The following is a 21,882-nucleotide window of genomic DNA, read 5'->3' as shown; positions in this document are numbered from 1 at the left end:
TCTTCGCGTAAGGAGCTTATGATGAAACTCTCAACCTGCTGTGCCGCGCTTCTGCTCGCCCTCGCCTCACCCGCGGTACTCGCCGCGCCGGGATCCTGTGAGCGCATACAGAGCGATATATCACAGCGCATTATCAATAATGGCGTACCCGAAAGCAGCTTCACGTTAAGTATTGTACCCAATGACCAGGTTGATCAGCCTGATTCCCAGGTCGTCGGGCATTGCGCTAATGATACGCATAAAATTCTCTACACCCGCACCACCAGCGGTAACGTCTCTGCTCCCGCGCAGTCTACCCAGGATGGCGCGCCTGCCGAACCGCAGTAACACATTATCGACTGCACGCCGGATACGACACATCCGGCGATTTGAACATACAACATAATCCCACCTTATTACTCATACCCTTCTATTGATATGGATTAATAATTCTTAACCCAAAATAGGTAGACTGCCTCTATTGTTAGCGCGCTAAATATTAAATATATAAACTTTTATATAACGATAAAGAACAGGGAGTGAGTTATGTCCAAAAATGAACAAATGGTGGGCATCAGCCGCAGAACACTCGTTAAATCTACCGCGATAGGTTCTCTGGCGCTGGCTGCAGGCGGTTTTTCTTTACCGTTCACCCTGCGCAGTGCAGCGGCAGCGGTACAACAGGCCAGCGAGAAAGTGGTCTGGGGTGCCTGTTCCGTCAACTGTGGTAGCCGCTGTGCACTTCGTCTGCATGTTAAAGATAATGAAGTGACCTGGGTGGAAACTGACAACACCGGCAACGACGAGTATGGCAATCATCAAGTACGTGCCTGTTTGCGCGGTCGCTCCATCCGTCGGCGTATTAATCATCCCGATCGCTTGAATTACCCAATGAAACGCGTGGGCAAACGCGGCGAAGGCAAATTCGAACGGATTAGCTGGGATGAAGCCCTGGATACTATCGCCAGTAGCCTGAAAAAAACCGTCGAACAATATGGCAATGAGGCTGTATATATTCAGTACTCTTCGGGGATTGTTGGCGGCAATATGACCCGCTCTTCACCATCAGCCTCGGCGGTCAAACGCCTGATGAACTGCTACGGCGGTTCACTCAATCAGTATGGCTCCTACAGTACCGCGCAAATTTCCTGTGCCATGCCCTACACCTACGGCAGTAATGATGGCAACAGCACCACGGATATTGAAAACAGCAAGCTGGTCGTGATGTTTGGTAACAACCCGGCAGAAACCCGCATGAGCGGTGGTGGCATCACTTATCTTCTTGAAAAAGCGCGCGAGAAATCGAACGCCAAAATGATTGTTATCGATCCGCGATATACCGATACGGCTGCCGGTCGTGAAGACGAATGGCTTCCTATTCGCCCGGGCACCGATGCCGCGCTGGTTGCGGGGATTGCCTGGGTATTGATTAACGAAAATCTCGTTGATCAACCTTTTCTCGATAAATACTGCGTCGGCTATGACGAAAAAACCTTACCCGCAGATGCACCAAAAAATGGTCACTATAAAGCCTATATTCTTGGTGAAGGTGATGATAAAACAGCGAAAACGCCGCAGTGGGCTTCGCAAATTACCGGTATCCCGGTGGACCGTATCATCAAACTGGCGCGTGAAATTGGCACAGCAAAACCCGCTTATATCTGCCAGGGCTGGGGACCGCAACGCCAGGCAAACGGCGAGCTGACTGCACGCGCTATTGCGATGTTGCCTATTCTGACGGGCAATGTCGGCATCAGCGGCGGGAATAGTGGCGCGCGTGAATCGACCTATACCATTACCATAGAACGCCTACCGGTGCTTGATAATCCGGTCAAAACGTCAATCTCCTGCTTCAGCTGGACGGATGCTATCGATCATGGTCCGCAAATGACGGCAATCCGCGACGGTGTCCGGGGCAAAGATAAACTGGATGTACCCATTAAGTTCATCTGGAACTATGCGGGAAATACCCTGGTTAATCAGCATTCTGACATCAACAAAACGCATGAAATTCTGCAAGACGAATCGAAATGCGAAATGATTGTGGTCATCGAAAACTTTATGACCTCATCGGCAAAATATGCCGACATTCTGCTGCCAGACCTGATGACCGTTGAGCAGGAAGATATTATTCCTAACGACTACGCAGGTAACATGGGATATCTCATTTTCCTTCAGCCAGTCACCAGCGAAAAATTCGAACGCAAACCGATTTACTGGATCCTGAGTGAAGTCGCGAAACGTCTTGGACCTGACGTCTATCAAAAGTTCACAGAAGGTCGCACGCAGGAACAATGGTTACAACATCTGTACGCCAAAATGCTTGCCAAAGATCCGGCGTTACCGTCTTACGACGAACTGAAAAAAATGGGTATCTATAAGCGTAAAGATCCCAATGGTCATTTTGTCGCCTACAAAGCATTTCGTGACGACCCCGAGGCAAATCCACTTAAAACGCCTTCCGGTAAGATTGAAATTTACTCCAGCAAGCTGGCGGAAATTGCCCGTACCTGGGAACTGGAAAAAGATGAAGTGATAAGCCCACTGCCGGTTTATGCCTCAACCTTTGAAGGCTGGGACTCCCCTGAACGTAGTACCTTCCCACTGCAACTGTTTGGTTTCCATTACAAATCCCGTACTCACTCGACCTACGGCAACATTGATGTCCTGAAGGCAGCCTGCCGTCAGGAAGTGTGGATCAACCCTATAGACGCACAGAAACGTGGGATTGCCAACGGCGATATGGTGCGGGTGTATAACCATCGTGGCGAAGTTCGGCTACCAGCCAAAGTGACACCACGCATTCTCCCTGGGGTTAGCGCTATGGGCCAGGGAGCCTGGCACGAGGCCAATATGTCTGGCGATAAAATCGACCACGGCGGCTGTGTGAATACGCTAACCACTCTGCGCCCTTCACCACTGGCGAAGGGAAACCCACAGCACACTAATCTGGTCGAGATCGAAAAAATATAACCCACTACGACCATAAATTTTGACATGACATTTTGTTTGAAAAGCAATAAGTGAGTAATGATGAAAATCCATACCACAGAGGCGCTCATGAAGGCTGAAATCAGCCGTAGAAGTCTGATGAAAACCTCCGCACTTGGCAGTCTCGCGCTGGCAAGCAGTGCTTTCACTCTGCCATTTTCCCAAATGGTCCGAGCGGCAGAGGCACCGGTAGAAGAGAAAGCGGTCTGGAGTTCCTGCACCGTTAACTGCGGGAGCCGCTGTCTGTTACGTTTGCATGTGAAAGATGACACCGTGTACTGGGTGGAGTCTGATACGACAGGTGACGACGTTTACGGTAATCATCAGGTTCGGGCATGTTTACGCGGGCGCTCTATCCGCCGACGGATGAATCATCCTGACAGGTTGAAATATCCCATGAAGCGCGTCGGCAAGCGCGGTGAAGGTAAATTTGAACGGATAAGTTGGGACGAAGCCCTGGATACCATCAGTGATAATCTTCGGCGGATCCTAAAAGATTACGGCAATGAGGCTGTACATGTTCTCTATGGAACAGGCGTAGATGGCGGAAACATCACCAACTCAAACGTCCCGTACCGTCTGATGAACTCTTGCGGTGGTTTTCTCAGTCGCTATGGCAGCTACAGTACCGCACAGATCAGTGCCGCAATGAGTTATATGTTCGGTGCCAATGATGGCAACAGCCCGGATGATATCGCCAATACGAAGCTGGTCGTTATGTTCGGAAATAACCCGGCAGAAACGCGGATGAGCGGCGGTGGTGTCACTTACTACGTCGAGCAAGCCCGCGAACGTTCAAATGCACGCATGATCGTCATCGATCCACGTTATAACGACACAGCTGCCGGACGTGAAGATGAATGGCTGCCCATTCGCCCTGGCACTGATGGCGCACTGGCCTGTGCGATTGCTTGGGTACTGATTACTGAAAACATGGTCGATCAGCCATTTCTCGACAAATATTGTGTTGGTTACGATGAAAAAACGCTGCCCGCCAACGCACCACGTAACGCGCATTATAAAGCCTATATTCTGGGCGAAGGGCCTGACGGCATAGCTAAAACGCCGGAATGGGCAGCAAAAATCACCAGCATCCCGGCAGAAAAAATTATCCAGTTGGCACGAGAGATCGGTTCAGCAAAACCTGCTTATATTTGTCAGGGTTGGGGGCCACAACGACACTCCAACGGCGAGCAAACGTCCCGCGCTATTGCCATGCTTTCCGTTCTCACCGGTAACGTCGGCATAAACGGTGGCAACTCAGGTGTACGCGAAGGTAGCTGGGATCTGGGGGTAGAATGGTTCCCGATGCTCGAGAATCCTGTTAAAACGCAGATTTCCGTCTTTACATGGACAGATGCCATCGACCATGGTGCGGAAATGACCGCGACCCGTGATGGTGTTCGTGGAAAAGAAAAACTGGATGTCCCCATCAAGTTTTTATGGTGCTACGCCAGTAACACATTAATCAATCAACATGGCGACATCAATCACACCCATGAGGTGCTTCAGGATGACAGCAAGTGCGAGATGATTGTTGGCATTGACCACTTCATGACGGCCTCGGCTAAGTATTGCGATATCCTGTTGCCCGACCTGATGCCAACAGAGCAAGAAGACCTTATCTCTCATGAATCTGCAGGGAATATGGGCTATGTGATCCTCGCCCAACCCGCAACCTCAGCAAAATTTGAACGCAAACCCATCTACTGGATGCTGAGTGAAGTCGCCAAACGCTTAGGACCGGACGTTTATCAAACCTTTACTGAAGGTCGCAGTCAGCATGAATGGATCAAATATCTCCATGCGAAAACGAAGGAACGTAACCCTGAGATGCCCGACTACGAGGAGATGAAAACGACCGGGATCTTTAAGAAAAAATGCCCGGAAGAACACTACGTCGCTTTCCGCGCATTCCGTGAAGATCCACAGGCAAACCCGTTGAAAACACCTTCGGGGAAAATCGAAATTTATTCTGAACGACTGGCGACGATTGCGGATACCTGGGAATTGAAAAAAGATGAAATTATTCATCCCCTTCCTGCGTATACCCCAGGTTTTGATGGCTGGGACGATCCCCTGCGGAAAACCTATCCACTGCAGTTAACGGGCTTCCACTACAAAGCACGTACCCACTCCAGCTACGGCAATATTGATGTGTTACAGCAGGCCTGCCCACAAGAGGTGTGGATCAACCCCATTGATGCTCAGGCACGCGGTATCCGTCATGGCGATACCGTGCGGGTATTTAACAATAATGGAGAAATGCTGATTGCCGCAAAAGTGACTCCGCGTATTCTACCTGGCGTTACCGCCATCGGGCAAGGTGCGTGGCTTAAAGCGGATATGTTTGGTGACCGGGTCGATCACGGCGGCAGTATCAATATTCTGACCTCTCACCGCCCTTCACCGCTGGCAAAGGGAAACCCGTCGCACAGCAATCTTGTCCAGATCGAAAAGGTTTAAGGAGTAGCCCATGACCACACAATATGGATTTTTTATCGATTCCAGCCGCTGTACTGGCTGTAAAACCTGCGAACTGGCGTGCAAAGATTTTAAAGATCTTGGCCCGGAAGTCAGTTTCCGCCGTATTTATGAATATGCTGGCGGCGACTGGCAGGAAGATAATGGCGTCTGGCACCAGAACGTGTTCGCTTATTATCTCTCCATCTCCTGTAACCATTGCGATGACCCCGCATGTACAAAAGTCTGCCCCAGCGGCGCAATGCATAAGCGTGAAGATGGCTTTGTGGTGGTTGATGAAGATGTTTGTATCGGCTGCCGCTACTGCCACATGGCTTGTCCGTACGGCGCGCCACAGTACAATGCTGAAAAAGGGCACATGACGAAGTGCGATGGTTGTTATTCGCGCGTCGCCGAGGGGAAACAACCCATATGTGTCGAATCCTGCCCGCTGCGTGCACTTGAGTTCGGTCCAATTGAAGAGCTGCGCCAGAAGCACGGCACTCTGGCTGCCGTCGCGCCACTGCCGCGCGCGCATTTCACAAAACCCAATATCGTTATCAAACCTAACGCTAACAGCCGCCCGACCGGCGATACCACTGGTTATCTGGCTAATCCGGAGGAAGTGTAAAATGGGAAATGGATGGCATGAATGGCCACTGGTTATCTTTACCGTATTGGGTCAATGCGTAGTAGGCGCGCTGATTGTTAGCGGAATTGGCTGGTTCGCCGCCAAAAATGACGCAGACCGTCAGCACATTGTTCGTGGCATGTTTTTCCTCTGGCTGTTGATGGGCATCGGGTTTATTGCCTCTGTCATGCACCTGGGATCCCCACTGCGGGCGTTTAACTCGCTGAATCGAATCGGAGCTTCTGGTCTGAGTAACGAGATTGCTGCCGGTTCCATATTTTTTGCCGTTGGCGGATTATGGTGGCTGGTGGCAGTCATCGGTAAAATGCCGCAAGCGTTGGGGAAACTCTGGTTACTTGTCAGCATGGCGCTCGGCGTCATTTTCGTCTGGATGATGACCTGCGTGTATCAAATCGACACAGTGCCAACCTGGTATAACGGTTACACTACGCTGGCTTTCTTCCTGACAGTATTGTTGAGCGGTCCAATACTTGCTGCCACAATTCTGCGGGCAGCCCGCGTTACATTTAATACCACACCCTTTGCCATCATTAGCGTTCTGGCGCTGATCGCTTGTGCCGGGGTGATTGTGCTGCAAGGTTTGTCTCTGGCGTCTATTCACTCATCCGTACAACAAGCCAGCGAGCTGGTACCAGATTACGCCTCCTTACAGGTCTGGCGTGTGGTATTGTTATGCGCAGGTCTAGGATGCTGGCTTTGTCCGCTCATTCGTCGCCGTGAACCTCACGTTGCCGGACTTGTTCTGGGGCTAATCCTCATACTTGGCGGTGAGATGATCGGGCGTGTGCTCTTTTATGGCCTGCACATGACGGTAGGAATGGCTATTGCAGGTTAACAAATTGGTGCGGGGCAACCCGCACATTTCAGGATGTTAGGAATGACCCATTTTTCACAGCAAGATAATTTTTCTGTTGCGGCGCGCGTGTTGGGCGCGCTGTTTTATTACGCTCCGGAGAGTGCGGAAGCCGCACCTCTGGTTGCGGTACTCACCAGTGACGGCTGGGAAACTCAGTGGCCTCTACCAGAAGCGTCATTAGCGCCGCTGGTGACGGCTTTTCAGGCACAGAGTGAAGAGACTCGCGCCCAGGCCTGGCAGCGTTTGTTTGTCGGCCCGTGGGCTCTGCCGTCTCCGCCGTGGGGGTCGGTCTGGCTGGATCGCGAATCTGTGCTGTTTGGCGATTCAACATTGGCACTTCGTCAATGGATGCGCGAGAAAGGCATTCAGTTCGAAATGCAGCAAAACGAACCGGAAGATCATTTTGGTTCACTGCTGTTGATGGCTGCGTGGTTGGCGGAGAATGGTCGCCAGACAGAATGCGAAGAATTGCTGGCATGGCACCTTTTTCCGTGGTCAACACGTTTTCTTGACGTTTTTATCGAAAAAGCAGAACACCCTTTCTACCGTGCACTGGGTGAACTGGCTCGCTTAACGCTGGCGCAATGGCAATCACAACTGTTAATTCCTGTCGCGGTTAAACCACTCTTTCGATAGGATCACCGTAATATTGCCGGATGGTGACGATTACGCGCAATTCGGCAATAATAGGTTACAGTGTCACGTTTTTTTGTCTCTTAAAGCACGCACTGCTTTTGCGGCTGGCCTCTTTTGCCGCAAAATAGTCGCCCGTGTTTCATTGCCCATTTCTGCTCATGCATCATCTACACATCTATCCGGATCTGCGCACTATGTTCCGCCGTCTGCTTATCGCAACAGTCGTCGGTATTCTTGCGGCCTTTGCCGTTGCCGGGTTTCGTCATGCGATGCTGCTACTGGAGTGGCTGTTCCTCAATAATGACTCGGGCAGTCTGGTCAATGCAGCTACAAATCTTTCCCCGTGGCGACGGCTGCTAACTCCGGCGCTCGGCGGACTGGCGGCGGGTTTGTTGCTGATGGGCTGGCAGAAATTTACCCAGCAACGCCCTCATGCGCCGACCGATTACATGGAAGCGTTGCAAACCGATGGGCAGTTTGATTACGCAGCAAGCCTGGTTAAATCCCTTGCCTCTCTGCTGGTAGTAACCAGCGGCAGTGCAATTGGTCGCGAAGGTGCGATGATTCTTTTAGCTGCCCTTGCCGCCTCCTGTTTTGCCCAACGTTTTACGCCTCGCCAGGAGTGGAAATTATGGATCGCCTGTGGAGCTGCGGCGGGAATGGCTGCGGCCTATCGCGCCCCGCTTGCTGGCAGTTTATTTATAGCCGAAGTGCTGTTTGGCACTATGATGTTGGCCTCTCTCGGCCCGGTGATTATTTCCGCTGTCGTGGCGTTGCTGGTTAGCAATCTTATTAATCATAGCGACGCGTTACTCTACAGCGTACAACTCTCAGTGACGGTTCAGGCTCGTGACTATGCGCTGATTATCAGTACAGGTGTGCTGGCAGGTCTGTGCGGACCACTGTTGTTAACGTTAATGAACGCCTGTCATCGTGGATTTGTAAGTCTCAAACTTGCGCCGCCCTGGCAACTGGCACTGGGCGGGTTGATCGTGGGTCTGCTTTCCCTGTTCACACCTGCAGTGTGGGGCAACGGCTATAGCACCGTACAATCCTTTTTAACCGCCCCGCCACTGTTAATGATCATTGCCGGGATCTTCCTCTGTAAACTGTTTGCCGTGCTGGCGAGTAGTGGTTCTGGCGCGCCCGGTGGTGTCTTTACACCGACGCTATTTATCGGTCTTGCCATTGGCATGTTGTATGGTCGTAGCCTGGGATTATGGTTCCCTGATGGCGAAGAAATGACGCTTTTACTCGGATTGACCGGGATGGCGACACTGTTGGCGGCAACCACGCACGCGCCGATTATGTCGACGTTGATGATATGTGAAATGACCGGGGAGTATCAGCTACTCCCCGGTTTATTGATTGCCTGCGTAATTGCGTCGGTAATTTCGCGGACGTTACACCGTGACTCTATCTACCGCCAGCACACTGCGCAGCATAGCTAAGCGGATGTATTGCCCCAGTTCACGCTGTTCGGCGCGCGGCAGATAAGGCAGTTCACCAATGAGCGGTGCCGGAAGTTTTTTACCCAGCACATCAATGATTTCCGCATAATGCGCCAGTCCTGGATTGATTCGGTTAGCCACCCAGCCAATGAGCGGCAGCCCGTCGTTGGCAATCGCCTGAGCTGTTAGTAGTGCATGGTTAATGCAACCTTCCTGAATACCGACAACCATCAATACCGGCAGTTGTTCCTGCACCACCCATTCAGAGAGCGGACGCAAATCATTCATCAGACTGCGCCAGCCGCCAGTCCCTTCTACCACCACATGATCGACTTTATCGGTCAGGTTTGCCAGGCCGTTTGAAATGAGGGTGTAATTGATTGGGCAACTGTGCGCCACGCTACTTTCTTCTTCGCTTAACGCGATAGGATTAACTGCTTCATAAGGCAGTTCGATGGTTGAAACACTCTGCAACACCAGGGCATCTTTATTACGCAGCCCTTCGGGTGTCTCTTTGCTCCCCTTCGCTACGGGTTTATATCCCGCAACCGTTTTTCCCTGGGAGGCTAACGCTTGTAGCAATGCGCGGGAAACCACCGTTTTCCCTACAGAAGTGTCTGTACCGGTAATAAAGAAACGCTTCAGCATCACTAACTCCACCGTTATGCTTCACAAATATAAACCAGGAAAATAATTAACCTTGAAAGTCTAAGTTATGCTTTCCTGGCCCAAATTGAGATAGCGCAAATTTTGGTAGAACAGTTAAAAAATGTTAACCCTGCAACAGACGAATCAACAAAGAACCGTTATACATCGCGTCTTTTACCAGCGCAGCCCCTGCCATCGTGCCCTGGTTAGAAAACTGAGTACTCTCAACGCTAATGTGCTGACTATACGCAGGAAGGGCCTGCTGACGGATGCTATCTGAGATGACCGGGAAGAGGATATCTGCCGCTTTACTTAACGGTGAGCCAATCAGTATTTTTTGTGGGTTAAATAAATTCACCATGATGGCAAGAATGCGCCCTACATGCGCGCCCACCCCGGTAATGATGTCTTTTGCCAGCAGATCGCCGCGCAATGCCGCCTGACACAATGAGTCCACGGTTAACGGCTGTCCATGTAACATCGAGCTCATGGATTGATTGAGACGCAGCTGTGCCAGCTCAAGAATACTGTCCACACTGGCGATGGTTTCGAGGCAACCGTGATTCCCGCAATAACAGCGTTTCCCATACGGGTCGACCTGTGTGTGGCCTATTTCCACGAGGCTACTGCTGCCTGCGTGTAGCAGATGACCATCGGTAATGACGCCCGCCCCCACGTTGTGATCGATAACCACCTGAATCACATCGCGCGCCCCGCGTGAGGCACCAAACAAGGCCTCTGCCATCGTCCATGCGCTGATATCATGCTGAATATAAACCGGTACGCCGGTATGCTGCTCCAGCGCCTCGCCGAGCGGCATCTCTTTTACATCCTCGTAGAACGGCATGCGATGTACGATGCCATTTTCCGTATCAATAATTCCCGGCAAGGTTATGGCAATCGAAGTTAGACGCTCAAGTTTTTTCTGGTGGCGGATAAAAAACTGATCGATATGGGAAATGATACGATCCAGCAATGGTGAGTCATCTTTTAACGCCAGTTCCTGCGCCTCCTCCACCACCAGTTTGCTGCTCAGATCGCGCAGAGCAAGGAAAATCTCCCCGCGACTAATGCGCAGAGAAAGATAGTGCCAGGCTTCAGTTTCAACCACCAGCCCCACCGCCGGACGGCCACGGTTCCCCGCTTCTTTGATTTCCAGCTCTTGCACCAGGTGTGCTTCGAGCATCTCACGGACAATTTTGGTGATACTGGCAGGAGCCAGTTGCGCCAGACGGGAAAGATCGATACGCGAGACTGGACCAAGCTGATCAATCAGGCGATAAACCGCGCCCGCGTTGGTCTGCTTTATTTGATCAATGTGTCCAGGCTGGTTTTCAGCAACCACCGCATACTCCCTATATTTTCGCGCTCCGAAATAATCTGTAGGCTATGGTGAAGCACTTCAATACGTGTCGTCAAATTTTTACTTAGGCATGTGATTAACAGCACATTTTTCGGGCTTTTTCGCTGAAATTTCCCTCACCTGAGAGCATTCAGCAGATGAATACGAAAGTTACGCGCAGCCGGACTTTGTTCATGATGTTTCGGCCAGACCAACCACATTTCAGAAACCGCATCCTCTTCAGCAATCGGCACCCAGCGCATTTCGTTGAGCTGAACACGTTTAAATGACGCAGGCAAAATTGAAACACCCAGACCGGCGGAAACCAGACCGATGATGGTCATTGCCTCACCCACCTCCTGAGTGATGACGGGCGTCAAATGGTAACGTCGCATCAGCCCGAGAATATCGTCATACAGCCCTGTCCCGACGTGCGGATCAAAAAAGACAAAGGGTTCTTTCGCCAGTTCAGCCAGCGTTACACTCGGGTTATTTGCCAGGGGATGATCGTGCGGGATCATCGCCATAAGCGGTTCATGGACGATGACTGCGTGTTCAAGCGTCTCCGGTAACGCTGTGTTACGCAGCAATCCCATATCCAGCGTTCCTTCAATGAGCGGAGCGATTTGCTCGCGAGTGTTCATTTCGCGGGTTTGTAAATGGACATCGGGATAATCACGGCGAAACAGCGATAACGTATCGGACACTGCCCGAATAAAAGGAGCGGACGAAGTAAAACCAATGCGCAACTCCCCCGCTTCGCCCTGATGCAGCCTTTCAGCGCGAGCGGCAGCATCATCCACCATAGACAAGATTTGCCGACTATCTACAAGAAACTGTTTTCCTGCTGCCGTCAGCAATACACTGCGATTGGTCCGTGCCAGCAGTCGGGCACCAATTTGTTGCTCCAGCGCCTGAATCTGCTGACTTAGCGGCGGTTGCGAAATATTCAGGCGGGCAGCGGCGCGCCCGAAATGCAGCTCTTCTGCAACAGCAACAAAGTAACGCAGATGACGAAGTTCAATATTCATATTTAAAACATCTTATTTGAGATTATTAATATATTAGACAGAACAATTCGATTTTCCTAATCTATTCATAAGCCTGATCCACAGGCATATTTAGCAAGGATTTCAAGTGAGCCGTACTACAACTGTTGATGGCGCTCCGGCAAGCGACACTGACAAGCAAAGCATTTCTCAGCCAAATCAATTTATTAAACGCGGTACGCCGCAATTTATGCGCGTCACCCTGGCGCTGTTCTCTGCCGGACTGGCAACCTTCGCACTTCTCTATTGTGTGCAACCTATCCTTCCGGTGCTTTCGCAGGAGTTTGGCTTAACGCCCGCGAACAGTAGTATTTCACTGTCCATTTCCACGGCGATGTTGGCTATCGGTTTGCTGTTTACTGGCCCGTTATCCGATGCCATTGGTCGCAAACCAGTGATGGTAACGGCGCTACTGTTGGCCTCCATTTGTACGTTACTTTCGACAATGATGACCAGCTGGCACGGCATTTTGATTATGCGCGCCTTGATTGGGCTTTCGTTAAGTGGCGTAGCAGCTGTCGGCATGACTTATCTTAGCGAGGAAATCCACCCCAGTTTCGTGGCCTTTTCTATGGGGTTGTATATCAGCGGCAACTCTATTGGCGGCATGAGCGGACGCTTAATTAGCGGTGTCTTCACGGACTTTTTCAACTGGCGAATTGCGCTGGCGGCAATCGGTTGTTTCGCGCTGGCCTCGGCGTTAATGTTCTGGAAAATCCTCCCGGAATCACGCCATTTTCGTCCGACTTCGCTGCGACCTAAGACGTTGTTTATCAACTTTCGTCTGCACTGGCGTGACCGGGGATTACCGTTATTGTTCGCAGAAGGCTTTTTGCTGATGGGGTCGTTCGTCACGCTGTTTAATTACATCGGCTATCGGTTGATGCTTTCCCCCTGGCATGTCAGTCAGGCCGTGGTTGGCTTATTATCGCTGGCTTATTTGACCGGTACATGGAGCTCACCCAAAGCCGGAACCATGACCACCCGCTATGGGCGCGGTCCGGTGATGTTGTTTTCGACGGGGGTTATGCTGTTTGGTTTACTGATGACCTTATTTAGCTCGCTGTGGCTGATCTTTGCCGGAATGTTACTCTTCTCAGCCGGATTCTTCGCAGCCCACTCAGTAGCCAGCAGCTGGATCGGCCCCCGCGCAAAACGCGCTAAAGGCCAGGCCTCCTCGCTGTATCTGTTCAGTTACTATCTGGGGTCGAGTATTGCCGGGACGCTGGGTGGTGTTTTCTGGCATAACTATGGCTGGAACGGCGTCGGCGCATTTATTGCTCTGATGCTGGTCATTGCTCTGCTGGTCGGGACGAGTTTGCATCGTCGTCTGCACGCCTGAAAAATAAGTCCGGACTGCGGTAAATACCCATCCGGACTTATTGCCTGCTCAAACCAACGTTAATAGCCATCCTAAAATAGACGAAGCGCCAGCCAATTCCCGCAGCGCATCTAGCGTCATCAGGACTATAAGTACCCAAATAAACGGATTCATTTTGCTGTGTGTCATTTATTACTGATGCGCAGTTATTCTACCGCTTTGTAAGTAGTAAAATAGTTAACCTGATCAAGACTACTATTATTGGTAGCTAAATTTCCCTTAAGTCACAATACGTTATTATCAACGCTGTAATTTATTCAGCGTTTGTACATATCGTTACACGCTGAAACCAACCACTCACGGAAGTCTGCCATTCCCAGGGATATAGTTATTTCAACGGCCCCGCAGTGGGGTTAAATGAAAAAACAAATTGAGGGTATGACAATGAAAAAAGTATTAGCTCTGGTTGTTGCCGCTGCTATGGGTCTGTCTTCTGCCGCCTTTGCTGCAGAGACTGCGACCACACCTGCTCCGACTGCGACGACCACCAAAGCAGCGCCGGCGAAAACCACACATCATAAAAAACAGCATAAAGCAGCACCTGCCCAGAAAGCGCAGGCGGCTAAAAAGCATCATAAGAATGCGAAAACTGAACAGAAAGCCCCTGAACAAAAAGCGCAGGCAGCGAAGAAACACGCCAAGAAACACAGCCATCAGCAACCGGAAAAACCTGCTGCACAACCCGCAGCGTAAGTTTTCAACAGTAATACTGGCGCGCCCCCTCGCGCCTGAAAATTACGGTGCTAAGCGGGTAACGTTTAGCACCGCCTTTAGCGGAGGGTAGTATGGTGGGCCGTTATCGCTTTGAGTTCATTCTTATCATCCTTATTTTATGCGCACTGATTGCCACCCGTTTTTATCTTTCCTGATCGTAGTTATCTGATTTTACTCCCACTTTCATCCCGTCCCGTCTATAGTATTTATGAGGGTTTGCTTTTAATAATCATAATTACCCACCAGAGTGTGATATGCGTACAACCATTGCTGTAGTGTTGGGTGCAATTAGTTTGACGTCTGCTTTTGTGTTTGCAGATAAACCAGACGTTGCCAAATCGGCAAACGATGAGGTCAGCACCCTGTTTTTTGGTCATGATGATCGTGTGCCAGTGAATGACACGACCCAATCACCGTGGGATGCGGTTGGCCAACTGGAAACGGCCAGCGGCAATTTATGTACGGCGACGCTGATTGCACCCAATCTGGCATTAACGGCAGGACACTGTTTATTGACGCCGCCAAAGGGTAAAGCCGATAAAGCGGTAGCGCTGCGTTTCGTGTCAAATAAAGGTCTTTGGCGCTATGAGATCCACGACATAGAAGGCCGCGTTGATCCGACACTGGGAAAGCGGTTAAAAGCAGATGGGGATGGTTGGATTGTTCCTCCCGCAGCTGCACCATGGGACTTCGGCTTGATTGTGCTGCGTAATCCCCCTTCTGGCATTACACCATTGCCGTTATTTGAGGGAGATAAAGCCGCGCTTACCGCCGCATTAAAAGCGGCAGGTCGTAAAGTGACTCAGGCGGGATACCCTGAAGATCATCTCGATACGTTGTACAGTCATCAAAACTGTGAAGTGACTGGCTGGGCGCAAACGTCGGTGATGTCGCATCAGTGCGATACCTTGCCGGGTGACAGCGGTTCGCCTCTGATGTTGCATACCGATGACGGCTGGCAATTAATTGGGGTGCAAAGTTCGGCTCCTGCCGCGAAAGATCGCTGGCGCGCCGATAACCGGGCCATTTCTGTTACCGGTTTTCGCGACAAGCTGGATCAACTGTCGCAAAAATAATGTTCAAACGCTGCCCGACAGCGCGGGCAGCGTGTTCATCAGGCAAGTTTCACCATGATCATTCCAGCCAACAGCAAGACCAGGCCAATCCAGCCTTTACGATTTAACCGTTGACCAAACAAGATCCAACCTGCGGCTAACGTGGCGGCAATACCAAACCCGCCCCACAATGCATAAGCGACAGACAAGTCGATCCCTTTAACGGCCTGAGAAAGCGCACTAAAGGCAGCCAGCACCGCCGCCAGGGAGAGCAAGCCAAATATTTTGCGACGAAAGCCGTCAGAAAATTTCAAAAAGACGTTAGCAACGATTTCCAGCACGATTGCCAATGCCAGCCAGGCGGCGTGAACCCATTCAAACTGCGCCATGGTTCACCTCCAGTTCAGGTTTACGCGCTTTACGGGTACCTGATTTGATCAATACAATCCCGGCCACCAGGGTGGTTAACCCGGCAATTTTCATCAGCGATAAACTTTCGTCGAATAACAAAACGCTAAACAAGGTAATAAATAAAATACCGATACCTTCCCACAGCGCATAAGCTACGCCTAAGGCGATCTTTTTAACGGCGAAAGAGAGAAATATATACGACAGAGAAATCATCACCAGCATTAAAATAAAGCCGCCATTTCCCTCACTGACGCTCGCCCATTTCATAGACAGCGTACCGGTAATTTCTGTAGCAATAGCCAGACCTAATAAAATCCAATAAATATACATTGTCCTTCTCCTGCAAGAGAATTATTTTAATTTTCGCTTAATTCAGCGAAACCAAAGTAAAGTGGTCAAGCCCCGCGCATAGCGCAAGCTTAAGCAGAAGAAAGGACTAAAGCGCGTTGCGCCAGTGCTGCTCACCTACGAGCAAGATAGTGGATGAGGTACGAAGATGGGTAAATGTAGAAAATAACGTCCTGAACAAATTGTCCATAATATTACAATTATCCGCAGTGTTGCTTCTCGTCATCGCGGATGATAATTGTCCTCGGTAGTTGAACACGCCTGATTTGTATCATAGCTTAAGAATTAACTCAAAATATTTTCACTTCTTTACCTGAGCGGTTTGATTTTCGTTATGATGACGGAGCGAAAAAGACATTATTATTAGCCAAGGAAGAAAAAACGGGGACAAGCATGGCAAAGCCGATCATCACGCTCAATGGCCTAAAAATCGTCATTATGTTGGGAATGCTGGTCATTATTCTCTGCGGTATCCGTTTTGCCGCCGAGATCATCGTGCCGTTTATTCTCGCATTATTTATTGCTGTTATTCTTAACCCGCTGGTGCAACACATGGTCCGCTGGCGTGTGCCGCGTGTACTGGCAGTGTCGATTTTGATGACCATCATCGTGATGGCGATGGTGTTGCTGTTAGCTTATCTGGGTTCCGCACTCAACGAGTTGACGCGGACGTTACCGCAATATCGCAACTCTATTATGACGCCGCTGCAAGCTCTTGAACCGTTGTTGCAACGCGTAGGGATTGACGTCTCAGTTGACCAACTGGCGCATTACATTGATCCGAACGCGGCGATGACGTTGCTCACCAACTTATTGACGCAGTTATCTAATGCCATGTCATCAATCTTTTTATTGCTGCTGACGGTGCTGTTTATGCTGCTCGAAGTGCCACAATTGCCCGGAAAATTTCAGCAAATGATGGCGCGTCCGGTTGAAGGGATGGCGGCGATTCAGCGTGCGATTGACAGTGTGTCTCATTATCTGGTGCTGAAAACAGCCATCAGCATCATCACCGGCCTGGTCGCCTGGGCGATGCTCGCCGCACTCGATGTTCGCTTCGCTTTTGTCTGGGGATTGCTGGCCTTTGCGCTTAATTACATCCCGAATATTGGTTCAGTTCTCGCGGCAATCCCCCCTATTGCTCAGGTACTGGTGTTTAATGGCTTCTACGAAGCGTTGCTGGTGCTGGCGGGATATCTGCTGATTAATCTGGTCTTCGGCAATATTCTGGAGCCACGCATCATGGGGCGTGGGCTGGGGCTTTCCACATTGGTGGTATTTTTGTCGTTGATTTTTTGGGGATGGTTGTTAGGACCGGTGGGTATGCTGCTTTCCGTGCCGTTGACAATTATTGTCAAAATTGCGCTTGAACAAACAGCGGGAGGTCAAAGCATCGCCGTTCTGTTAAGCGATCTCAATAAAGAGTGACGGCCTCCGCAGAGGCCGTCAGGGTTACAGAGCTTTCAGGATTGCATCCACGCTGGCTTTGGCGTCACCAAACAGCATGTGGGTGTTTTCCTTGAAGAACAGCGGGTTTTGCACACCAGCATAGCCAGTGTTCATCGAACGTTTAAAGACAATCACGTTCTGCGCTTTCCACACTTCCAGCACAGGCATACCAGCAATCGGACTCTTCGGATCATCCTGCGCCGCCGGGTTAACCGTATCGTTAGCACCAATCACCAGTACGGTATCGGTATCAGCAAAGTCATCATTGATCTCGTCCATTTCCAGCACGATGTCATACGGTACTTTTGCTTCAGCCAGCAATACGTTCATATGTCCAGGCAAACGCCCCGCAACCGGGTGGATACCGAAACGCACGTTGATACCACGAGCGCGCAGTTTCTCGGTAATTTCAGCGACAGGATATTGCGCCTGCGCGACTGCCATGCCGTACCCCGGAGTAATGATCACTGAATGGGAGTTTTTCAGCAGTTCCGCTGTCTCTTCTGCGGTGATTTCGCGGTGCTCGCCCACTTCCTGATCATCGCCAGTAGAAGAGCCGTCGGTGCCGAAACCACCCGCAATAACGCTGATAAAGGAACGGTTCATCGCCTTACACATAATGTAAGAAAGGATAGCGCCCGAAGAACCGACCAGCGCACCGGTCACAATCAGCAGATCGTTGCTGAGCATAAAGCCCGCAGCCGCAGCCGCCCAGCCGGAGTACGAGTTCAGCATCGACACCACCACTGGCATATCTGCACCACCGATGGAGGCGACTAAATGCCAGCCGAATACCAGCGCAATGGCTGTCATTATCAGCAATGCCAGCACTTGCAGGCCGACGCTGTCCGTGCGAACAAATACAATCAGCAGCAGGAAGGAAACGACCAGAGCCGCCAGGTTCATTTTGTGACGGTTTGGCAGCATCAACGGTTTAGACGAAATCTTGCCACACAGTTTGCCGAACGCCACCACCGAACCCGTGAACGTTACCGCCCCGATGAAGATACCGAGGAACACTTCCGTCAGGTGAATATTGACCAGAATCGGTGCCATTCCCGCGTCATGATGCAGATAGCTGTTAAAGCCAACCAGCACTGCCGCCAGACCCACGAAGCTATGCAGGATCGCCACCAGTTCTGGCATTTCGGTCATTTCAACTTTCTTCGCCAGCCGGATACCAATTGCCCCACCAATGACCATCGCCAGCAAGATCCAGCCAACATTACCCGTATCCGGTCCAAAAATGGTTGCGATTAACGCAATCGCCATCCCGGCGATACCGAAGTTGTTACCCTGGCGAGACGTTTCATGTTTCGAAAGCCCGGCCAGACTGAAGATAAACAGGATCGCGGCAACAATGTATGCAGCTGTAACTAATCCTCCAGACATATGTTACCCCTTAATTTTTGCGGAACATTTTCAGCATGCGCTGAGTCACGGTGAAGCCACCGAAAATATTAATGCTGGCTATAAGCACCGCGATAAAACTAAGGAAGCTAACCCAGCCGCCCTGGCCAATCTGCAACAGTGCTCCGACAACAATAATCCCTGAAATCGCGTTGGTGACCGACATCAACGGTGTATGCAGCGCGTGCGATACATTCCACACCACGTAATAACCGACAACACAGGCCAGCGCAAAAACGGTGAAGTGCCCAAGAAACTCTTTCGGCGCAACGCTTGCCAACCAGCCGAAAAGGATGATTGCCAGCGCCATCAACGCGTATTTACGCCACAGTGAGCAGGCACATTTTTCCTCAGTTTTCACTTCCGGTGCCGCTTTTTGTGCCGCCTGCGGCTGAGCTGATACCTGAATCGGCGGTGCCGGCCAGGTAATTTCGCCCGCACGGATAACGGTCACGCCGCGAATCACCACATCATCAAAATCAACAGTGATATTGCCGTCTTTCTCTTTGCACAACAGTTTCAGCAGATTAACGAGGTTAGTACCGTAAAGCTGTGAGGATTGCGTCGGCAGACGGCCCGGAAGATCGGTGTAACCAATCACTTTGACACCATTTTCCGTAGTGAAGATTTCACCCGGCACGGTGTATTCACAGTTACCGCCGTTCTGGGCTGCCAGGTCGACAATCACACTGCCCGCCTTCATGGAGTCAACCATTTCACGGGTAATTAGCTTCGGCGCTGGTTTGCCTGGAATAAGCGCGGTGGTGACAATGATATCGACCTCTTTTGCCTGGGCGGCAAAGAGTTCCATTTCCGCTTTGATGAACGCGTCCGACATCACTTTGGCATAGCCATCGCCGCTGCCCGCTTCCTCTTTAAAATCCAGCTCGAGGAATTCCGCGCCCATACTTTGAACTTGTTCTTTCACTTCCGGGCGGGTGTCGAATGCACGCACAATCGCGCCGAGACTGTTTGCTGCGCCAATGGCGGCCAGACCTGCAACACCCGCACCAATCACCATCACTTTTGCAGGTGGCACTTTCCCGGCCGCAGTAATTTGCCCGGTAAAGAAGCGCCCAAATTCATGTGCCGCTTCAACAATGGCGCGATAACCGGCGATGTTCGCCATCGAGCTTAGTGCGTCCAGCGATTGTGCGCGTGAGATACGCGGCACAGAGTCCATCGCCATCACGGTCACGTTACGTTCCGCAAGTTTTTGCATTAATTCCGGATTCTGCGCAGGCCAGATAAAACTCACCAGCGTTGTCCCAGGATTCAGTAACGCAATTTCATCATCTAACGGCGCATTGACCTTCAGAATGATCTCTGACTGCCAGACGCTATTCCCTTCTACAATTTCAGCGCCCGCTTGCACAAACGCTTTATCGTCAAAACTTGCCAGTTGACCCGCGCCGCTCTCTACCGCGACGGTAAAACCCAGTTTCAGCAGCTGTTCCACTGTTTTTGGCGTTGCTGCAACACGGGTTTCATTGGTTAACCGTTCTCTTGGTATGCCAATTCGCATGATATTCCCTTCCATCGGTTTTATTGATGATGGTTTGCCTGTGTCAGGAGCCACACAAGCCGCTCATGTACGAGCTAAATGTTACTCCGTTAAAATAAATTAGTAACAAACGCCCTATAACGTACTGAAAATTATGCCTGTGATCTAGCGCCAAAAATCAGTATTTCGGCGTGAACTCGCAAAATATTAACGATTCAGCCGTGATAGTGGGATAAACACCTTAGAACGGCGGATAAAGACTGATAATTGTCTTCGGCGGTCGGGTAAAACGAGACATCGCCCCGGCACGAATCACTACTTAACATTAAATTAACTTATACAATTCAGTTGCTTCAGTAGTAATGATGCTGATACGGCTGTTTTTTAAGCATAGACGGTCATTTGAGCAGGATTAAAATTGGCTTAAGGAATGTGATATGAAAAATGACGCAGACAGTTACACCGTTTAAATGCAATAATCAGCCACGTTTCTCGTTAATAACAATACCAGTACCTGGTTTGCGCAAGGCGAAGGATTATTTTTATGAAGCTTAAGAACACCCTCCTGGCGTCGGCACTGCTTTCTGCTACGGCATTCTCCGTTAACGCAGCAACAGAACTGACACCGGAGCAAGCGGCAGCGGTTAAACCTTTTGACCGTGTAGTGGTTACCGGTCGTTTTAATGCTATTGGCGAAGCGGTGAAAGCCGTTTCTCGTCGCGCAGATAAAGAAGGTGCCGCCTCTTTTTATGTTGTCGACACTTCTGATTTTGGTAACAGCGGTAACTGGCGTGTGGTCGCTGACCTCTATAAAGCCGATGCTGAAAAAGCAGAAGAAACAAGTAATCGCGTAATTAACGGTGTTGTCGAACTGCCGAAAGATCAGGCCGTTCTGATTGAACCGTTTGACACGGTCACCGTCCAGGGCTTCTATCGTAGCCAGCCAGAAGTCAATGATGCCATCACCAAAGCGGCAAAAGCGAAAGGTGCCTACTCTTTCTACATCGTTCGTCAAATCGATGCCAACCAGGGCGGCAACCAGCGTATTACTGCATTCATCTATAAAAAAGATGCTAAGAAACGTATCGTCCAGAGCCCGGATGTGATCCCGGCAGATTCCGAAGCAGGACGTGCAGCTCTGGCTGCCGGTGGCGAAGCTGCGAAGAAAGTTGAGATCCCGGGTGTTGCGACTACCGCATCACCAAGTTCTGAAGTCGGTCGCTTCTTTGAAACCCAGTCATCAAAAGGCGGGCGTTACACCGTCACGCTCCCGGATGGCACTAAAGTCGAAGAACTGAACAAAGCGACCGCAGCGATGATGGTCCCGTTCGACAGCATCAAATTCTCTGGCAACTACGGCAACATGACTGAAGTCTCCTATCAGGTTGCGAAACGTGCCGCGAAGAAAGGTGCTAAGTATTACCACATCACCCGCCAGTGGCAGGAACGTGGTAATAACCTGACCGTCAGCGCAGATCTGTATAAATAACTATTCAGTTACTCCTATAAGGCGGCTTGATGCCGCCTTTCGCATTTTTAGTCA

The 21,882-nt window shown here is 50.6% G+C and carries 21 protein-coding genes; 13 read left to right on the top strand and 8 right to left on the bottom strand.

The annotated features are described in order from the left end of the window. Window positions 1-21: 21 nt before the first annotated feature. The 7 genes from ACJHXB_RS05990 (at window position 22) to clcB (ending at window position 9,028) form a co-directional block, all read left to right on the top strand. Window positions 22-327, top strand: a complete 306-nt coding sequence (locus ACJHXB_RS05990; protein ID WP_001295396.1) for a DUF1161 domain-containing protein — start codon at window positions 22-24, stop codon at window positions 325-327. Window positions 328-525: 198 nt separating this feature from the next. After that, on the top strand, window positions 526-2,952 hold the full coding sequence (ynfE, locus tag ACJHXB_RS05985) for a selenate/tellurate reductase subunit YnfE (RefSeq protein ID WP_000041647.1): 2,427 nt from the start codon (window positions 526-528) through the stop codon (window positions 2,950-2,952). A 60-nt stretch (window positions 2,953-3,012) separates the two neighbouring features. Next, window positions 3,013-5,436 (top strand): selenate/tellurate reductase subunit YnfF, encoded by a 2,424-nt coding sequence (ynfF, locus tag ACJHXB_RS05980; protein WP_072146673.1) that lies wholly within the window; start codon window positions 3,013-3,015, stop codon window positions 5,434-5,436. Window positions 5,437-5,446: 10 nt separating this feature from the next. Continuing rightward, entirely contained in the window at window positions 5,447-6,064 is a 618-nt protein-coding gene (ynfG, locus tag ACJHXB_RS05975) for a DMSO reductase like molybdoenzyme iron-sulfur subunit YnfG (RefSeq protein ID WP_000213028.1), read from the top strand. A 1-nt stretch (window position 6,065) separates the two neighbouring features. Further along, on the top strand, window positions 6,066-6,920 hold the full coding sequence (gene ynfH / locus ACJHXB_RS05970) for a selenate reductase membrane anchor subunit YnfH (protein WP_000526478.1): 855 nt from the start codon (window positions 6,066-6,068) through the stop codon (window positions 6,918-6,920). A 42-nt stretch (window positions 6,921-6,962) separates the two neighbouring features. Beyond that, a complete protein-coding gene (gene dmsD / locus ACJHXB_RS05965) occupies window positions 6,963-7,577 on the top strand; it encodes a Tat proofreading chaperone DmsD (protein WP_000148702.1) in 615 nt (204 codons plus the stop codon). Between the two features lie 158 nt (window positions 7,578-7,735). Beyond that, window positions 7,736-9,028, top strand: a complete 1,293-nt coding sequence (gene clcB / locus ACJHXB_RS05960; RefSeq protein ID WP_071556282.1) for a voltage-gated ClC-type chloride channel ClcB — start codon at window positions 7,736-7,738, stop codon at window positions 9,026-9,028. Here the strand turns inward: clcB and bioD are convergent. The 3 genes from bioD to ACJHXB_RS05945 form a co-directional block, all read right to left on the bottom strand. Then, window positions 8,981-9,676 (bottom strand): dethiobiotin synthase, encoded by a 696-nt coding sequence (bioD, locus tag ACJHXB_RS05955; RefSeq protein WP_000919226.1) that lies wholly within the window; start codon window positions 9,674-9,676, stop codon window positions 8,981-8,983. The two genes, clcB and bioD, sit on opposite strands and share 48 nt — an antisense overlap. A 124-nt stretch (window positions 9,677-9,800) precedes the next feature. Next, window positions 9,801-11,021, bottom strand: coding sequence for a sugar metabolism global transcriptional regulator Mlc (mlc, locus tag ACJHXB_RS05950; RefSeq protein ID WP_000225257.1), 1,221 nt, complete (start codon window positions 11,019-11,021; stop codon window positions 9,801-9,803). A 134-nt stretch (window positions 11,022-11,155) separates the two neighbouring features. Next, window positions 11,156-12,049, bottom strand: coding sequence for a LysR family transcriptional regulator (locus ACJHXB_RS05945; RefSeq protein WP_001019557.1), 894 nt, complete (start codon window positions 12,047-12,049; stop codon window positions 11,156-11,158). 106 nt (window positions 12,050-12,155) lie between these two features. Here ACJHXB_RS05945 and ACJHXB_RS05940 point away from each other — a divergent pair, with 106 nt between their 5' ends. Further along, the gene (locus ACJHXB_RS05940) at window positions 12,156-13,409 is read left to right on the top strand and encodes an MFS transporter (protein ID WP_000091841.1); all 1,254 of its coding nucleotides are present in this window, start codon (window positions 12,156-12,158) and stop codon (window positions 13,407-13,409) included. Between the two features lie 48 nt (window positions 13,410-13,457). Here the strand turns inward: ACJHXB_RS05940 and ACJHXB_RS05935 are convergent, their stop codons facing one another. Then, on the bottom strand, window positions 13,458-13,562 hold the full coding sequence (locus tag ACJHXB_RS05935; RefSeq protein ID WP_208970848.1) for a KPN_01571 family protein: 105 nt from the start codon (window positions 13,560-13,562) through the stop codon (window positions 13,458-13,460). A gap of 270 nt (window positions 13,563-13,832) precedes the next feature. On the opposite strand from ACJHXB_RS05935, the gene asr reads away from it, so the two are divergent. The 3 genes from asr (at window position 13,833) to ACJHXB_RS05920 (ending at window position 15,238) form a co-directional block, all read left to right on the top strand. Beyond that, complete coding sequence (asr, locus tag ACJHXB_RS05930) at window positions 13,833-14,141, top strand: acid resistance repetitive basic protein Asr (protein WP_001604589.1); 309 nt, start codon at window positions 13,833-13,835, stop codon at window positions 14,139-14,141. Window positions 14,142-14,233: 92 nt separating this feature from the next. Then, window positions 14,234-14,317: a hypothetical protein gene (locus ACJHXB_RS05925; RefSeq protein WP_000233092.1), complete on the top strand. Its 84-nt coding sequence runs from the start codon at window positions 14,234-14,236 to the stop codon at window positions 14,315-14,317. 99 nt (window positions 14,318-14,416) lie between these two features. Beyond that, window positions 14,417-15,238 (top strand): trypsin-like serine peptidase, encoded by an 822-nt coding sequence (locus tag ACJHXB_RS05920; protein ID WP_001260849.1) that lies wholly within the window; start codon window positions 14,417-14,419, stop codon window positions 15,236-15,238. 38 nt (window positions 15,239-15,276) lie between these two features. Here the strand turns inward: ACJHXB_RS05920 and mdtI are convergent, their stop codons facing one another. Next, window positions 15,277-15,606: a multidrug/spermidine efflux SMR transporter subunit MdtI gene (gene mdtI, locus ACJHXB_RS05915; RefSeq protein ID WP_000046661.1), complete on the bottom strand. Its 330-nt coding sequence runs from the start codon at window positions 15,604-15,606 to the stop codon at window positions 15,277-15,279. Next, a complete protein-coding gene (gene mdtJ / locus ACJHXB_RS05910; protein WP_000276149.1) occupies window positions 15,593-15,958 on the bottom strand; it encodes a multidrug/spermidine efflux SMR transporter subunit MdtJ in 366 nt (121 codons plus the stop codon). The genes mdtI and mdtJ overlap by 14 nt, the downstream gene beginning before the upstream one ends. Window positions 15,959-16,369: 411 nt before the next feature. Here mdtJ and tqsA point away from each other — a divergent pair, with 411 nt between their 5' ends. Next, window positions 16,370-17,404 (top strand): AI-2 transporter TqsA, encoded by a 1,035-nt coding sequence (gene tqsA / locus ACJHXB_RS05905; RefSeq protein WP_001118241.1) that lies wholly within the window; start codon window positions 16,370-16,372, stop codon window positions 17,402-17,404. Window positions 17,405-17,428: 24 nt separating this feature from the next. Here the strand turns inward: tqsA and pntB are convergent, their stop codons facing one another. After that, window positions 17,429-18,817, bottom strand: a complete 1,389-nt coding sequence (pntB, locus tag ACJHXB_RS05900; protein WP_000014036.1) for a Re/Si-specific NAD(P)(+) transhydrogenase subunit beta — start codon at window positions 18,815-18,817, stop codon at window positions 17,429-17,431. 10 nt (window positions 18,818-18,827) lie between these two features. Next, complete coding sequence (gene pntA, locus ACJHXB_RS05895) at window positions 18,828-20,360, bottom strand: Re/Si-specific NAD(P)(+) transhydrogenase subunit alpha (RefSeq protein ID WP_001469162.1); 1,533 nt, start codon at window positions 20,358-20,360, stop codon at window positions 18,828-18,830. Between the two features lie 523 nt (window positions 20,361-20,883). Between pntA and ydgH the strand changes: the two genes are divergently transcribed. Continuing rightward, the gene (gene ydgH / locus ACJHXB_RS05890; RefSeq protein ID WP_000769322.1) at window positions 20,884-21,828 is read left to right on the top strand and encodes a DUF1471 family protein YdgH; all 945 of its coding nucleotides are present in this window, start codon (window positions 20,884-20,886) and stop codon (window positions 21,826-21,828) included. Window positions 21,829-21,882: the final 54 nt, after the last annotated feature.

Origin of the sequence: Escherichia sp. WS3227_2, from assembly GCF_046486495.1 — a bacterium.
GTDB classification, from domain to species: Bacteria; Pseudomonadota; Gammaproteobacteria; order Enterobacterales; family Enterobacteriaceae; genus Escherichia; species Escherichia coli.
Note: the sequence above shows the minus strand (reverse complement) of the source record. Positions and strands in the feature narration are given on the sequence as shown.